Source organism: Rahnella inusitata, assembly GCF_003263515.1.
In the GTDB taxonomy this organism is placed as follows: domain Bacteria; phylum Pseudomonadota; class Gammaproteobacteria; order Enterobacterales; family Enterobacteriaceae; genus Rahnella; species Rahnella inusitata.
This window is the reverse complement of sequence record NZ_JYDE01000030.1, coordinates 1-16820: the sequence shown is the minus strand read 5'-3', so window position 1 is coordinate 16820 and position 16820 is coordinate 1. Positions and strand designations below refer to the sequence as shown.

Genomic DNA, 16820 nt, shown 5'->3' with positions numbered 1-16820 from the left:
TCCATGAAAAATTCAGACAGTAAAACCGAGTGGAACTGCGGTGCAGATTTGGTGGTCGCACAGCTGGAAGCGCAGGGCGTTAAACACGTCTTCGGCATCCCCGGCGCTAAAATCGACCGCGTTTTCGACTCCCTGCTCGACTCCAGCATCACACTGGTCCCGGTGCGCCACGAAGCCAACGCCGCCTTTATGGCCGGTGCCGTCGGCCGCCTGACCGGCAAAGCGGGCGTCGCACTGGTCACCTCCGGCCCCGGTTGTTCGAACCTGATCACAGGCGTCGCCACTGCGACCTCAGAAGGCGATCCGCTGGTCGCACTCGGCGGCGCGGTAAAACGCGCTGATCATGTGAAACAGGTTCACCAGACCATGGACACCGTGGCGATGTTCCGCCCGGTCACCAAGTATTCCGCCGAAGTCACCTCTCCTTCCGCGCTGGCTGAAGTGCTGGCAAACGGCTTTCGCGCCGCCGAGTTTGGTCGCCCCGGCGCAGCTTTCATCAGCCTGCCGATGGACATCGTCAACGAACCGGCCAGCGGTAAACTCCTGACCTCACAGGCGCCGGTACTGGGGAGCGCGCCGCACGACGCAATCTTGCAGGTCGCAAGCCTTTTGCGGCAGGCCAAAAATCCGGTACTGCTGCTCGGCCTGATGGCCAGCCAGCCGCGTAACGCCGAGGCCATCCGCCGGTTACTGCACAAAAGCGATCTGCCGGTCACCAGCACCTATCAGGCCGCCGGGGTTATAGACCAGGCGTCATTCCACCGTTTCGCTGGCCGCGTCGGACTGTTCAACAATCAGGCCGGTGACCGCCTGCTGCGCAACGCCGATCTGGTGATCACCATCGGTTACAGCCCGGTCGAGTACGAACCGGCGCAGTGGAGCAACGACAATGCCGAACTGGTTCACATCGACGTGGTGCCCGCCGAGACCGACAGCGACTATCTGCCGGACGTCGAGCTGGTGGGCGACATCGCCGACACGCTGGATTTGCTGACCGAACAGATTCATCAACGCATCGATCTCAGCCCGGCCTCCATCGATATTCTGGAAGACCGCCGCCAGCAGCGCGCGCTGTTAGACCAAAAAGGCCGCAGTCTGAACCAGTTTGCGATCCACCCGCTGCGTCTGGTGCGCGCGATGCAGGACATCGTCAACAGCGACGTCACGCTGTGCGTCGATATGGGCAGTTTCCACATCTGGATCGCCCGCTACCTTTACAGCTTCCGCGCGCGTCAGGTGCTGATTTCCAACGGCCAGCAGACCATGGGCGTCGCCCTGCCGTGGGCGATTGGCGCGGCGCTGGTCGATCCTGGCCGCAAAGTGGTGTCAGTTTCCGGCGACGGCGGCTTTATGCAATCGAGCATGGAGCTGGAAACCGCCGTCCGTCTCGGCGTGAATCTGCTGCACATCATCTGGGTCGATGAGGCCTACAACATGGTGGCGATTCAGGAACAGAAAAAATACCAGCGCACCTCCGGCATCCAGTTCGGCCCGATAGATTTCAAAGCCTACGCCGACGCCTTCGGCGCGAAAGGTTTTGCCGTCACCTCCGCCGACACGCTGGAAAGCACCCTGCGCGCCGCCATGGAAGTCCAGGGCCCCGCCGTCGTCGCCGTGCCGGTGGACTACAGTGATAATGCGTTGCTGATGGGACAGTTGAATTTGGGGGAGATGTTTTAGGGGGGAGTTACATTCTGAATTTGTGTGAAATCACTTAAAGGGATTGAGTGTCTGGCAGAGACAAAAGAACTCCGGGTTGTTAAATTTTAATAGCCTGGAGAAATACTGTACACATATACAGATTTGTTTTTTGCCTCTGGGTCAAACGAGTGATAAAGTGTCACTCATTCGTCCCATAAATTGGCACAATCTAAATGACCGAATCTGAAGCTTCAACTGTAGAACAAATCAAAAAAGCAGCAGAAGACATGCGGCTCCAGCTAGAAAACGATAAAGCTTTGGTTCGTCGTTTGCTGGAAATCTATGACCAAAAAGCGATTGCGGAAACACTACGCGAATACAATAACGACTGGTCGCGCGAATCTCTTAACCGCTGGTTAAATGGAAAAGCAACTCAGCGCTCACTCACAGAGTGCGAAATTATCACTCTCAAAAGTATGCTTCCGAAACCACCCAAAACTCACCCTGACTATAAATTTCGCTTTATTGACCTGTTCGCAGGGATCGGTGGGATCCGTAAAGGGTTTGAAGACATTGGTGGTAAGTGCGTGTTCACAAGCGAATGGAATAAGGATGCCGTTCGCACTTATAAAGCGAACTGGTACAGCGATCCCAATGAGCACGTTTTCAATTCCGATATCAGAGAAATTACGCTGAGTGATAACGTGGACATTGATGTTGAAGAAGCTTATCAAAACATCGATAAAGAAATTCCAGACCATGATGTGCTGCTGGCTGGTTTCCCATGCCAGCCTTTCTCACTTGCTGGTGTTTCTAAGAAGAACTCGTTAGGTAAAGCTCATGGTTTCGAATGCGAAGCTCAGGGCACATTATTCTTTGATGTTGCTCGAATTATTGTCGCAAAAAAACCTTCCATATTTGTGCTTGAGAACGTTAAAAACCTTAAAAGTCATGATAAAGGCAAAACGTTTAAAGTCATTATGGAAACACTTGATGAACTCGGTTATGACGTTGCGGATGCAGATATCACGGGTTCTGGCGATCCTAAAATTATTGATGGGAAACATTTCCTCCCTCAGCACCGTGAACGTATCGTTCTGGTCGGCTTTCGTCGCTCACTGAACATACATCAAGATTTCACGTTAAAAAATATCAGCCAATATTTCCCTAAAGAACGCACCAGCTTCAAGGAGTTGCTTCAGGATGAATACGATAAAAAATATATTCTGACTCCGCTTCTCTGGAAATATTTATACAATTATGCCAAAAAGCACCAGGCCAAGGGCAATGGCTTCGGGTTTGGCTTAGTTGATCCTGAAAATCCGGCGGTTGTTGCAAGAACACTTTCAGCCAGATATCACAAAGATGGTTCTGAAATTTTGATTGACCGGGGATGGAATAAAGAACTGGGTGAAACTGAATTCGATAATCCTGAGAATCAAACCAACAGGCCTCGTCGTCTGACGCCAAGGGAATGTGCCCGACTCATGGGCTTCGAACAACCCGGCAAAGAGTCTTTCCGTATCCCTGTTTCTGACACACAAGCATACCGCCAGTTTGGTAACTCAGTGGTGGTTCCAGTCTTCGCGGCGGTCGCAAAGTTACTTGCCCCCTATATTGCGAAAGCTGTTGAACGTAAATCTGATAAGGCTGCGTAAACTCAATGGCTGATGTCCACGATCCCCAAACGCGAAGCAAGAATATGCGAGCGATTAAGAACCGTGGCACAGCCATTGAGAAGAAGGTCGGTGAATTGCTTTTGCAGTCTGGTTTCACCTACAGAGAACAAGTTCAGGATCTGCCGGGTAAACCAGACTTTGTGATAGATGATTACAAAGCAATTGTCTTTGTACATGGGTGTTTTTGGCATCATCACGATTGTCATCTCTTCAAAGTCCCCGCAACCAGAACAGACTTTTGGATAGAGAAGATTCAAAAAAATGTGCTAAATGATCAAAGAGTCATGCAGAATCTTTCATCAAGTGGATGGCGCATTCTGATAGTCTGGGAATGTTGTTTGAAGGGGCGGTTGAAACTGTCTGAGGTTGAAATCGCAGCGAGACTTGAGGAATGGCTCTGTGCAAGTAGTTATCATGCAGAAATAGATTCAGCTGGCATAAATATACTTTAACGTGTAACTGATATAGATATACCGTTTTATTCTTTATAATATAAAATTTTTATCCATAGTTTGTTTTCTTCTGCTATCAAAAAAATTTATTCATTTTTCATATCATTAGCGCTACTCTGGATCCCAGATTGATTTTCTGTTCATGGAGAAACGTTGTGAGTGACGAAATTGTTAATATGGATAAAATCACCTCAGTAATGAGGAAGTTTGGGGCCAAAAGAATAGTCATAAAAAAACTTTCTAACAATGACAATTCCAAAAACCAAATTTATTTAGGTTCAGATTTCTCAGTCATTCAAGATCTTCCTGTAAAGGATATTTTAAGCTCAGGAATATCCTCTAAAGGAGCAATATTTAAAGCAGCAATAGATTTTTTTTGGATCACACCTGAAAGCAATAAAGAGCAAGCTTTGAATGCTCAAGTAATTTTATATCCAAAATATCCTGAAATTAGACTTTCCGGAGTCCTTAAAGGTTGCTCTATATCCCCTTCTCATTTGATGCAACCTCCTAGCATTTCTGAAAGAGAAGAAAGAAAAAATAAAAGTCGTTATATGATACTTGGCATATGCGACGATCATGTCCTTTCATATATGAGTGACTGGGATAGTGTTCTATCCATAGAAATCAGTAACATGATTGAATCTCAATCATTACAACTTATCTTCTCAATTTTTTATGAAGACAAGAATGATATCTATGACAGTAGAAAAATTCTTCTCGATAAACTCAGAGGAATATTTTCACTGGGTTTCATTCCGTCAAGAAGGTTGGACCGCAATGGTAATATCATTCCATACCATGCAATGAATGGTGCAGGATTCACTTTAGAAAGTTTTTTTGGGATTATTCCAAACGGTAGATCTGAACCTGATTTTATAGATTGGGAATTAAAGGCTCATTCATCCGGTCCAGTAACACTTATGACCCCAGAGCCGAACTCTGGCCTTTATACAGATGACATACATAACTTTATGGATAACTATGCTACGAGTAAAAAAGAAAATCGCGTAGATTTTGCCAGCATACATAAAGTCGGCATAGAAAATATAAAAACAAAGTTATCATTAAATCTCGAGGGTTATGATTTACGTAAAGAGGAGATAGTAGATCCAAGTGGTGGGCTAAATCTCCGAAACGAAAACGGTGACTTATTGGCCGGATGGAGCTTTGAAAAACTTCTCAATCATTGGAAAAGAAAGCATGCTAAAACTTGCTTCGTTTCTTATATCGCTAACAAAGAAGATTTAAAAATATCGTACAGTTACGGACCAACTGTAACCCTGGCAACAGGAGCTGAATTAAAGAAATTTTTCACATCTTTGGCAACCTCTGTTATTTACTATGATCCCGGCATCAATGTTAAATACTCAGATGGAACAATAAAACTCAAAAGAAGAAATCAACTCAGGATAAAATGGAAGGATATAAATAGTATTTATACCGCTACAGAAGAACTTGAAATAAAATAGCGGACTTAAATAAACAACCAGAATAGTCATTCAGCCTCTGTTTTAAGCCAGCGCAAACGCGCTGGCTTAATGACTCACGAAGCGTGTGAGATTAGAAATCGTAGAACACCGTAACCCAGGTGGCGTCGGCTTCGTCATCTGATGAGTGCGCCAGCGTGCGCTCCACGTAAACAGATAATCCGTAACCGATGGTTGTACCCGCGCCCAGATAAACGTGGTTGGCGTGATACTCTTCCCCGCCTTTCAGTTGCAGGGAGTCCGCTGCGACATATGGCTGAACGGATTTCAGGAACGGCGCATCGATATTAAAGGTATAACCGACGAACCCTTCTACACCATAACCACTGCCCGCGAAGTAATGATCGACAGGATTTTCACGTGTGCTCGGCACAAAATCTTTGTAATAACTTCCGGTGCCAACGATATACCAGTTATTAGGCTGCCAGGTTAATGCCGTCCCCGACAGCTGCTGGTGATAATCTTTTTCATTATATTGATTATCTTTGACAGTCGCGTCCGTCAGGCTGTATGCCGCACTCCAGACTAAATCTTTGGTGAGTTTATAATCAAAACCTACACCACCGCCATTATTACGGCGATAATGCTGATCCTCACCCGCCTGAATTTCATCTTCAGGCAATAAGTAGTTGGCATACAGCGTCACAGGACCAAAATCATTGGTATATTTAATACTGTTTTTGGGCTTATTTGCGCCATCGTAGTTGCCGTTAATACCAATGCCCGTACCGCCCGCGTGACCATCGTTATCCCAGACATCGCTTTTAATCCCGACAACTGAATAATAGATCCCGTACTGGTGGCCGTAGGTTAATGTCCCGTAACGGTCATCTTTAATACCGGCGTATAACTGACGTTGCGTATCGCGCTGAGCACCTTCTGCGTAATGGTTGTCCATTCCCAGCAGGTGCGCCATGTCCACACCCAGTTCGTAGTAACCGATGATCGAGGTGTCTTCAGTGAGTTTATAATCGCCACGGAAGCGGAAGCGGGTGCCGCCATCATGACCATTTTTATAATAGCCCGGCTCCGGACCGTTATTGAATATCCATTCAGGACGGATACTTCCGCCCACCTGTAAACTTAACGGTGCCAGCAAAGAGTTACTCTGCGGGTTTTTATCTAAAACAGTAATCTCGGCCTGCGCGCTCGCCGATAATGCCGACAGCACGACGCCGCCAATTAAGATTGACGCTTTAAAATTGTTCATTATTACCCTGTCATTATTATTTATGTGATGTGTGTGCGGTCTTACGCCGCGTATAAATAATTAACATAGGTAGTTCGCACGACAAAGTGATAAATCAGAAAGTTCCCTATAAGAAAATGCGATATAGAGACCAATAAACAAACAAGTTAATTTGTATATGTAAGACAATGAAATAAAATGTATATTTATGGATAAATAAAATACGATGTGGTGATAATAAAGTCAATTGCAAACCATCAGGCTTGCATGATTGACATATTTCATAACAATTACATCAGTAAAATAGCACCTATAATTAAATTACGCCACCGTGATAATTACATAACGTGACAGACGCTACATGTTAAAATTTAACAGACCCCGCACCATGGCTTAATCAGAATAATATTTCGATTACTGAGATAATTATTAACCATTTTAATTTTATTATTCTCCAATTCGGTTTTGATGAGGAATTTCCCCTGCCCGCTGCGCCAATTTTGCGAGATACCTTCCATTTATCGCAACAAGATACTGTAAATACATACAGGTTATTTATTTGGTGCATCAACAGGGATAGAGTCATTTCGCAGCGGCAACATCCCTGCCGAAAATGGGATTTCAACTCACTGACAATGGAATGACCATCATGACTGATACCGACAACACCGCTTTTACCGCCAACTCCATCACCGTATTCCGCTCACTCATTGCCGAGCTGGATTTGGGCAACTTCGCCGAAGCGCAACTTTACGATCTCGGTGCGCTGGCCACTGAATCCGCCGAAGGACTGTGTCAGGGATTGCTCTGCCTGAGCGAAGGGCTGGAGAACTGCGAGATGCTGCCGCCGGAGGGCATCGCGCAGGTTAGTGGCTATCTGAAGGCATCAGCCCACCTCATTCCTGCGCTGTTTGAATTGTGTGAGAAGGCCAATAATGGTCTGGCGAAAACCAGGAAGATTACGGCTTATCCGATGTATTAATGCCCCAGGCAAGATCCTGCATCAGATTGTACGCCGTCGTCCGAACATGAGAAGTCAACATATGTTCTTGCACCGCGTTCGGCGAGTTGCTTTCCACTTCGAAGTAGAAATCGCAACCTCCATAGTGAAGTGGCTGGATCAGGATAAATCGCTTATTAAATATGATAAGGCGCACGGATTCATGCAGCCATAACCATCAGACACAGTGCTGATTTTCAGCAATTTTTTGATGTGAAGGGGTTTTTCTGGGGAGGTATTGAAAAAGCTTACAGGTGGATAAAATAGGGCGAAACGCTATTCCGTTAGGGTCGAGAGTTTCCGTACAGGTTTTTCAGTTAACAAAAAAAGGCGGGATCGCTCCCGCCTCTCAGGCATTACTACTTATTTCACCGTCAGGAGAACATTAACCTCATATTTAGAGGTGTCCACGCTACTATCAAATGTCCTGGCAGAAAAGTGGATCGTCCCGTGGTATACCCCAGCAGGCAAATCTTTGTTATCGGCCACTGTAAAAGATAAATCAGCTCTAGTATCATCCGAGTTGCGACATAAATTTGATGCGTTAAATATTTCCTTAGTGCACACTGTCTCACGCTGTCCGCCAAAAGTAACCGTCACCTCGTTTCCTTTTTCATCGGTCATTGGTATGGTCAAAGTGGACACTCCATCATCGCCATCCGGAAGAATAGAAGTCGGACCGGTTGTCGGTGCGTTGGCAATGAACCCCAGGTTAGGATGACCCTTGACATAGTCAGTAGAGTATTTTCCTGAGTACCCGGCAATCACCCAGTCTACATTAAACTTTGTGACAAAGGTCACATCGCTGTTAGTTTGACTGGCATCCCCAAGGCTCACCGTGACCGTTGCATTACCCTCCGCGGTCCCCGAAATACCCACCGTCGCCACGCCGCTGCTGTCGGTCACACTGCTGCTCGCTGTTAACTTATTCAACGTGGTAGCCCAGTTAACCGTGGTATTGGTGATCGGGTTGTCATTGGCATCCATCGCTGTCGCTTTATAGGTCGCAAAATCCTGACCATCCGCAGAAACACTTGGGCGGTCGACCGTCAGATTTAATTTCGCCGTGCTCACATCAGCAATGTACGTCACCGCCGTGGCTTGCGCGCTACTTTGTTGCTCCGTCAGGGTGGCCGTCGCAATAGCGGTACCCGTTTTTAACGAGGTGCCGGTCATGGTGGCCTTGCCGTTTGCCTGTGTCTGGCTGGTGCTGCCCGCCAGCGTCACATTCGCATTATCACGGCTCCAGTCTACGCTAGCGCCATTCACCGGGTTATTATTGGCATCCAGAACCGTTGCGCTCCAGGTCACCGCATCCGTCCCGTTCGCCACAACCTGTGTTTTATCTGCAACAATCGTCACCTTAGCGCTGCTGGCATCAGCAATAAACTCAACCGGCAGCGTTTTCTGGCTACTTCCTGCACTGGCTGTCACCACTGTACTTTGTGCAAGTGTTGAGGTCAGAGTTGCACTGACTACCCCGCTGGCATTGGTCACTCCAGACACCGGCGTGATAATGCCGCTGGCATTATCGCTGCTCCAGTTGACGGTGGCCCCTTGCACCGGATGGTTATTCGCATCCAGTAACGTTGCGGTCAACGTGACAATATCTTTCCCTGCCACGACTCCCGTCGTTTTATCCGCCGTCAGCGTTGAAATCTTCGCTGTCGCGGCATCTGCGGCAAAGACCAGAGAAGAGGACTTCGCGCTCACACCGTTTGTCGAAGCCGTCACGATGTAATCGCTGACGCTGGTGGAGGACAGCGTCACCGTGGCAATACCCTGCGCGTTGGTTTTCGTACTGCTGCCTGACAGCGTGCCGGTTGCCGGGTTCGTACTCCAGTTCACGTCCGTATTGGCTAAGATATTCCCCTGAGCGTCGGTCACTTTGGTGCTCAACGTAATCAGGTCGGTACCGTTCGCCAGCGCCTGGGTTTTGTCTGCCGTCACGGCGCTAAGCTGCGTCGTGCTGGCATCCGCGATATAACTCACTTTGCTGGCACTGGCGCTGCCTGCCGGTGTGGTGAGTGCTGCCGTCATGATGGCATCGGCGGTTTTCACCGAGGTTGCCGTGATAGTAGCCACACCGCCTGAGTTGGTCTGCGAGCTGCTGCCTGATAATTTCAGGCTGGCATTATCGCTGCTCCAGTTGACCGCCATATTATTGACCGGGTTCTGATTGGCATCTTTCACCGTTGCCGTCCAGGTCACTGTGTCGGCGCCGTTGGCCAGCGCCTGCGATTTACTCGCAACCACGTTGCTTACCGTTGCCGTAGCGGCGTCAGCAATAAGGTCAATCGACAGTGTTTTGCTGTCATCGCCCGCCCTGACCGTAATGATTGTCGTCTGCACCTTAGTCGCAATGAACTGAGCCGTCGCCACACCCTCAGCATCTGTCGAACCAGACACCATAGTGAAAGTACCGTCATTGTTATCGCTGCTCCAGGTGACCATCATATTCGGTACCGGATGATCACCGGCATCCACGACGATCGCGGTGAGCGTCACCGTATCTTTACCTGCCACGACTCCCGTCGTTTTATCCGCCGTCAGCGTAGAAATCTTCGCTGTCGCGGCATCTGCGGCAAAGACCAGAGAAGAGGACTTCGCGCTCACACCGTTTGTCGAAGCCGTCACGACGTAATCGCTGACATTGGTGGAGGACAGCGTCACCGTGGCAATACCCTGCTCGTTGGTTTTCGTACTGCTGCCTGACAGCGTGCCGGTTGCCGGGTTCGTGCTCCAGTTCACGTCCGTATTGGCTAAGATATTCCCCTGAGCGTCGGTCACTTTGGTGCTCAACGTAATCAGATCGGTACCGTTCGCCAGGGCCTGGGTTTTGTCTGCCGTCACGGCGCTAAGCTGCGTCGTGCTGGCATCCGCGATATAACTCACTTTGCTCGCACTGGCGCTGCCTGCCGGTGTGGTGAGTGCTGCCGTCATGATGGCATCGGCGGTTTTCACCGAGGTTGCCGTGATAGTCGCCACACCGCCTGTATTGGTCTGCGAGCTGCTGCCTGATAACGTCAGGCTGGCATTATCGCTGCTCCACTTGACCGCCATATTATTGACCGGGTTCTGGTTGGCATCTTTCACCGTTGCCGTCCAGGTCACTGTGTCGGCACCGTTGGCCAGCGCCTGCGATTTACTCGCAACCACGTTGCTTACCGTTGCCGTGGCGGCGTTAGCAATAACGTCAATCGACAGTGTTTTACTCCCACCGACGGAGGTTGCGGTAATCAGCGTCGGATCGGCTTTCGTTTCGCTGAACTTAGCAGTAGCGACCCCCTCAGCATTCGTGACACTGGAAGCCGGAGTGAACTGGCCTGTGCTGTTATCACTGCTCCAGTTGACGGTGGCCCCTTGCACCGGATGGTTATTCGCATCCAGTAACGTTGCGGTCAACGTGACAATATCTTTCCCTGCCACGACTCCCGTCGTTTTATCCGCCGTCAGCGTTGAAATCTTCGCTGTCGCGGCATCTGCGGCAAAGACCAGAGAAGAGGACTTCGCGCTCACACCGTTTGTCGAAGCCGTCACGACGTAATCGCTGACGCTGGTGGAGGACAGCGTCACCGTGGCAATACCCTGCGCGTTGGTTTTCGTACTGCTGCCTGACAGCGTGCCGGTTGCCGGGTTCGTACTCCAGTTCACGTCCGTATTGGCTAAGATATTCCCCTGAGCGTCGGTCACTTTGGTGCTCAACGTAATCAGATCGGTACCGTTCGCCAGCGCCTGGGTTTTGTCTGCCGTCACGGCGCTAAGCTGCGTCGTGCTGGCATCTGCGATATAACTCACTTTGCTGGCACTGGCGCTGCCTGCCGGTGTGGTGAGTGCTGCCGTCATGATGGCATCGGCGGTTTTCACCGAGGTTGCCGTGATAGTAGCCACACCGCCTGAGTTGGTCTGCGAGCTGCTGCCTGATAATTTCAGGCTGGCATTATCGCTGCTCCAGTTGACCGCCATATTATTGAGCGGGTTCTGGTTGGCATCTTTCACCGTTGCCGTCCAGGTCACTGTGTCGGCGCCGTTGGCCAGCGCCTGCGATTTACTCGCAACCACGTTGCTTACCGTTGCCGTAGCGGCGTCAGCAATAAGGTCAATCGACTGCGTTTTGCTGCTGCCTGACATGGCGGCAGTAATCGTCGTGGTTTGCACCTGAGTTCCACTGAACTGCGTCGTCGCCACACCCTCAGCATTCGTGACACTGGAGGCCGACGTGAACTGGCCTGTGCTGTTATCACTGCTCCAGTTGACGGTGGCCCCTTGCACCGGATGGTTATTCGCATCCACGACGATCGCGGTGAGCGTCACCTTATCTTTACCTGCCACGACTCCCGTCGTTTTATCCGCCGTCAGCGTAGAAATTTTCGCTGTGGCGGCATCTGCGGCAAAGACCAGAGAAGAGGACTCCGCGCTCACACCGTTTGCCGAAGCCGTCACGACGTAATCGCTGACATTGTTGGAGGCCAGCGTCACCGTAGCAATACCCTGCACGTTGGTTTTGGTACTGCTGCCTGACAGCGTGCCGGTTGCCGGGTTCGTGCTCCAGTTCACGTCCGTATTGGCTAAGATATTCCCCTGAGCGTCGGTCACTTTGGTGCTCAACGTAATCAGATCGGCGCCGTTCGCCAGAGCCTGGGTTTTGTCTGCCGTCACGGCGCTAAGCTGCGTCGTGCTGGCATCTGCGGTAAAGGTGACAGAAGGTGCCGGGCTGGCAGAGCCTACCGCTAACTTAGCGGAGACAATCACATTGCTCGCGGTCGTCGTGGTGACCTGAATACTCGCCTCCCCCTGCGCATCCGTGGTGACGTTGCTGGCCGACAGTTTCGCCGTCGTGACGTCACTGCTCCAGCTCACCGGAGCACCTTGAACTTTATTACCATTCGCATCGGTGACCGTAACCCGATAAGTAATAGCATCGGTGCCATTCGCCAGGGCCTGGGCCTTATCCGTCGTCAGACTGGTGATAGCCATGCTGGCATTGTCAGCGGCAAAGTTTATCGCCTCCGTTTTTTTAGCCTCCGTCGTACCGGAACGTGCAGAGACCACGACGTCACCCGCAACGCCTGATGTCATCGTCAACTGGGCGTTGCCCTTCTCGTCTGTCGTACTTTGTTCTGCGCTTAACGTCGCCGAACCTTGTTCGACCATCCAGTCAACTTTTGCCCCCGTCAGCGGCTGGTTTTGCGCATTGACGACATTCGCGACCAGCGTCACTTTATCGGTGTTATTCGCAGTCGCCTGTATTTTGTCTGCGCCGAGACTCATGACCTGCGCAGTTGCCGTGTCAGCACCAAAACTCAGCACATCACTTTTTAGTGACTCGCCCTGTTCGAGATGTGCCGAAACCGTGGTGTTCAGTACGCTCATGCTGCTGACACTGAGAGTGGCCAGCCCGTTATCATCACTGACGCTTTGAGCCGATGAGAGCTGAGCACTGGCATTGTCTGCACTCCAGGATACCTTGACGCCTTTAGCAGGTAATCCTTCCGGTGTTAACACTTTTGCCGTGAGTTGTACGGCATCGACGCCATTCGCCAGTGCGCTGGTTTTCGAAGCACTCAGCGTGCTGAGCACCGGTGTGGTGTCTGCATTTTGCAGCACAATACGCGCGGCGGGCAGCTGCGTGGTGCCATTCGCGACAGGGGTAACATCTGCGGTTCCCGCCACATTACCGCTGGTAAAGGTGCTGGTATAGACGCCCGGAGCGTTTTCGGTAAAGCCTGAAATCTTGGCGTTCTGGACCGGTGCGGTGGTGGTCTGTGCACTGCCCGATGTGGCTGAAGGGGTGAGTTTGAGGGTTGCACTCAGTTGGTTAGCGACGCCCGTGACAGGTTGCTGGCCATTCGCCGCAATCCTGACCGTGACCACCGAAGTGCTGGTGCCATCGGCAATGAGCGTGGTTGGCGTTGCCGTCGTGGAAGCCTGCCAGACGGAAGCATCATAACCCGTCACATAGACGTTCATCTGACTGATATTTGAGCCATTACCTTTCGCATCGTAAGCCTTACCACTCACGATATAGTGGTTATTTTCCCCACCATACTGGTACGCCGGTAACGTGATACTGTACTGGCCAGAATTTTTATCCTGCGTAATTTTCCCACCGTGTTGAGTCAGTTCTGCTGCCTGCCAGTCGATATGTTCCAGACCGTATTTACTGTTCACCACCGCATGGACAGGCAACGTGACGCCTTCTGTCCCCTGCATCTTATCCGGCAAACCCAGTGAAATCAGATCCTGCTTGCGATAATCCAGCACAATGGTGTTATTACGGTTCACTAAATCCTGACGGCTTCCGAGCAGTGAGCGTCGCACCGCCACCTGTGAAGGATCGAGTTGTTTATCCAGACTGACGGAAGGGGCGTAGCTAAAGGACAGATTTACCTGAATATCCTGGGTATCCCCTTTCCCCATCTTCTGGCTCATACCCGCAGTCATCAGAGGGAATGGCGTGTAATTTAGACCGACAGTGACCGCATAAGGATCTTTCTGACGGTTATCATCGTCATTAAACAGATCGACGTTATTACCAAAATATTGTTCATAAACAATGCTCGCACCCAGTTGCGGCCAGGCCGGTAAATAACCTTCGGTGCGAATATCAAAACCATTTGCCGCGCGTTCGTCATAATCTTCATAGCGTGAAGAGGCCATCCACTCACTCAAACGTAAATAGCCATTGGCAGATACTTTTAAATAATCCCAGCCTAATTCACTGCCAATACCCAGCCGCTGGTGATGATTTTCTGAAATCTGTCGGTCATAAAAGGTATTCGCCCCCCACATCCACTTATCAGAGAAATGGCGGTAGCCCAGACCTGTATTAATAATATTACGGTCATCCACCCGGCGCGAACCAAGCTGGGTGAAAAATAAATTCGTTTTATCATCATAAAAAGGTAACAAAAGATCCAGCTCTGCTTCCTCTAAAGAGAAGTTATTATCGGTAGATACTTTCACCTGCGCCGTACCGAACTGATTAAGCCAGTCCTCCACGCTTTGCGCCGCTTTCCCGGTAGCTCCGGAGACAATCGTGCTACTCAGGTCATCGTTCTGCAGCATGTCGCCAGCCTGAGCAGCCATACCAGCAACATCAGCGTCCACATCTGTTTTTTGTATGTCCGAAGAGGGGGAAGCGGAGGCCGGTTCACCGGTCGACACCGCTTTCTGTTGTGCAGATGGCTTTTCAGACGTGGGGCTTGCTATGGCCTCAAACGAAAAGGAGTAGACGCACAAAGAGGAATAAAAGAACTGTACGCCTATTTGCAACAGGCATATTGATTTGGAAATTCGCATAAGATCTTTCGCTCAAAGGGATGTAGTGGAATAAGCCTCGCGAAATAACATAAATCCAATAAAAATAATTTCCGCAGGGTCAACTTAAAATACATTAACAAAGAAAAACTAGCTACTTAATGCATTATTAAGAAAATCTTAATTAAATAATAAAAACTAATTTGAACAATCAATCATAAGAACTTAATCAGCGATTTTTTCAGCTTTTATATTAAAGGCGTTGATCTGACGCATGCTGGAAATAATAAAAACAGATAACTATTTATATACATTTAATCATATTCCGAAAGATACCTCGCAATCTAATAACCCCCTGCCGTCGCCATCGGTAAGCTTATATGCTTTAGGTTCAGGCTTAGCTGTACGCACCTTCACATCACTGAGAGCCATGTTGAGTAACCTTTCAAAGGTTCTGTGTGGGTACAAACATTATCGAAGCGGGATATACCCACAATTGTATCCACATCAGTAAGTTGATATAGATTGAATCAGGTTGACTTATGTTGACTGAAAAGCGGGGCAAAGCCTTGCGGGGACTGGATTTTAGGCATAAAAAAAGACCTCAGTTGAGGTCTATTTACATACTAATGGTGCGAAGGCCGGACTCGAATAATTCACTCAACCAACTGATTTCAATATTATTTATTTTTAACGATTAGGGATTATACCCGCACTTGTACCCACAAACGAAAATCAGTACAAAAAGCGAGTAGATCAATTGAGCCGTTTCAGAAGCTATTCGGCACCGATTATACCAAACTCTCGTTTCCGTAATGCGTCATTGGATAGCTTTTTTAGAGCGCCCGTTTAATTGACTATTCCCTACCGAAAAACTTCTCTTGAAGCGCGACGACACTTTAACGTCAAGTGAAATGGGGGTCTGCTTAGATTTCGCACTGTTATAAGCACTCGTTGCTCCTACCAGACAGTAATCTACTTTCAAGAGTTCCAATGCCTCTATCACTACCGCTGCGGAACCACCAGGAGCAGCAGGCATTAGCATGCCAGTAATTATATTTTTTCGTGCTTTAGTGTAGACGCCATAGCCTACTTTCAGCAATAGTCCTTCCTTCACCAGTTCATGCAGTGCTCTGCCAATTTGGTCGTAGCCAGCAAGATCTTTGAAATCGTCACGAGTGAAAACATAACACTTTGAGCGTTTCAGTCGTGACTGAATACGAGCTTTTGTAGTCATGTTATCATCCGTTGGTCATTTCTTCATCATGGCAAACATACGACACTTAACTTATCTTGTAGCGAGTATTCCCGGATAGTGTTTCGCAATAATGTCATTCATTCGGTCAATCAACTCTGGGCGCTTAAACGTGATATGCGCACTTCCCTTCTGAAAATAGCGGATAGAAAAATACGCATCGTCAAAATTTTCGGGGTACTTTGCTGGTTAATGTGCTCACTCAATCTGACCGTCACATCGTTGCGGTTTTCCGGAATGGGTTTTCCATCTAACAGAAACAACATACGTTCAAGGTCAGCCAGTTGATCCCGCCGCCATCCCCAGTTGAGCCGAAAACCCCAGCGGTTGTGATCCACCAAGCTATTGACGATGATCTTTTTGCCGAACTGACACGGGTTGTTGGATTTGTAGTCCCAGCTCAATCCTTTGAACACGTTGATGATGCCACGTTCAAACACATCTGCTTTGCTACTATGCAGTTGTTCAAAGGTACTGAGAATATTGGCTTCGCTGATCTCAGGAATATCGTCACCTTCAAGATTATTATCCCACTGCTTACGCGCCTGAGCGTCCATCAGTGCCAGCATCCCAGATTTTTGCATCAGGTCACGCCAGATGCTGCGATCAAGATTGCGGGTTATCGTACTCATTGCGGTTTTCACATTTTCCATGAGCCAACAGCCACAACGAAACTCCTGACGCATCGCCCAGTCACGGGCTGTTTTACCTCCAATACTGCTGGTCAGCGTAGAGATCGCATCAAGTTGCTGGATCAGTTCCTCAATCTGTTTCAGTGCGGAATTGCGGCTCGTTACGGTGCGTTCAATGCTGGTTTGTAGTGGTCAACAAAAACTGGCCACAGCTTTAGAGTT

Annotated in this window: 8 protein-coding genes and 1 pseudogene; 5 read left to right on the top strand and 4 right to left on the bottom strand. The window is 49.1% G+C overall.

Annotation, left to right across the window (positions count from 1 at the left end):
- Positions 1-3: 3 nt before the first annotated feature.
- From alsS to TU92_RS16865, 4 genes are all read left to right on the top strand, one after another.
- A complete protein-coding gene (alsS, locus tag TU92_RS16880) occupies positions 4-1680 on the top strand; it encodes an acetolactate synthase AlsS (RefSeq protein WP_112168350.1) in 1677 nt (558 codons plus the stop codon).
- Between the two features lie 194 nt (positions 1681-1874).
- The gene (locus tag TU92_RS16875) at positions 1875-3299 is read left to right on the top strand and encodes a DNA cytosine methyltransferase (RefSeq protein ID WP_112168349.1); all 1425 of its coding nucleotides are present in this window, start codon (positions 1875-1877) and stop codon (positions 3297-3299) included.
- Between the two features lie 5 nt (positions 3300-3304).
- The gene (locus tag TU92_RS16870; RefSeq protein WP_112168348.1) at positions 3305-3772 is read left to right on the top strand and encodes a very short patch repair endonuclease; all 468 of its coding nucleotides are present in this window, start codon (positions 3305-3307) and stop codon (positions 3770-3772) included.
- 155 nt (positions 3773-3927) lie between these two features.
- On the top strand, positions 3928-5244 hold the full coding sequence (locus TU92_RS16865) for an MvaI/BcnI family restriction endonuclease (protein ID WP_112168347.1): 1317 nt from the start codon (positions 3928-3930) through the stop codon (positions 5242-5244).
- Between the two features lie 91 nt (positions 5245-5335).
- Here TU92_RS16865 and TU92_RS16860 read toward each other — a convergent pair whose 3' ends face one another.
- Entirely contained in the window at positions 5336-6472 is a 1137-nt protein-coding gene (locus TU92_RS16860; protein ID WP_112168346.1) for a porin, read from the bottom strand.
- 628 nt (positions 6473-7100) lie between these two features.
- Here TU92_RS16860 and TU92_RS16855 point away from each other — a divergent pair.
- Positions 7101-7433 carry a hypothetical protein gene (locus TU92_RS16855; RefSeq protein WP_112168345.1) on the top strand — a complete coding sequence of 111 codons (333 nt, stop codon included), beginning with the start codon at positions 7101-7103 and terminating at the stop codon, positions 7431-7433.
- Positions 7434-7814: 381 nt separating this feature from the next.
- Here the strand turns inward: TU92_RS16855 and TU92_RS16850 are convergent, their stop codons facing one another.
- The 3 genes and pseudogenes from TU92_RS16850 to TU92_RS16840 all read right to left on the bottom strand — a co-directional run bounded on the left by TU92_RS16850 (position 7815) and on the right by TU92_RS16840 (position 16775).
- Positions 7815-14519: an Ig-like domain-containing protein gene (locus TU92_RS16850; RefSeq protein ID WP_168990328.1), complete on the bottom strand. Its 6705-nt coding sequence runs from the start codon at positions 14517-14519 to the stop codon at positions 7815-7817.
- A 1012-nt stretch (positions 14520-15531) separates the two neighbouring features.
- Positions 15532-15948, bottom strand: coding sequence for a DUF6088 family protein (locus tag TU92_RS16845; RefSeq protein ID WP_112168343.1), 417 nt, complete (start codon positions 15946-15948; stop codon positions 15532-15534).
- A gap of 51 nt (positions 15949-15999) precedes the next feature.
- A pseudogene (locus TU92_RS16840) lies at positions 16000-16775 on the bottom strand (DUF4942 domain-containing protein).
- Positions 16776-16820 lie beyond the last annotated feature (45 nt).

Excerpts from the sequence above, each read along its gene's own strand:
- alsS (WP_112168350.1), top strand. The coding sequence starts at position 4 with ATGAAAAATTCAGACAGTAAAACCGAGTGGAACTGCGGTGCAGATTTG.
- TU92_RS16875 (WP_112168349.1), top strand. The coding sequence starts at position 1,875 with ATGACCGAATCTGAAGCTTCAACTGTAGAACAAATCAAAAAAGCAGCA.
- TU92_RS16870 (WP_112168348.1), top strand. The coding sequence starts at position 3,305 with ATGGCTGATGTCCACGATCCCCAAACGCGAAGCAAGAATATGCGAGCG.
- TU92_RS16860 (WP_112168346.1), bottom strand. The coding sequence starts at position 6,472 with ATGAACAATTTTAAAGCGTCAATCTTAATTGGCGGCGTCGTGCTGTCG.
- TU92_RS16855 (WP_112168345.1), top strand. The coding sequence starts at position 7,101 with ATGACTGATACCGACAACACCGCTTTTACCGCCAACTCCATCACCGTA.
- TU92_RS16850 (WP_168990328.1), bottom strand. The coding sequence starts at position 14,519 with ATGCTGCAGAACGATGACCTGAGTAGCACGATTGTCTCCGGAGCTACC.
- TU92_RS16845 (WP_112168343.1), bottom strand. The coding sequence starts at position 15,948 with ATGACTACAAAAGCTCGTATTCAGTCACGACTGAAACGCTCAAAGTGT.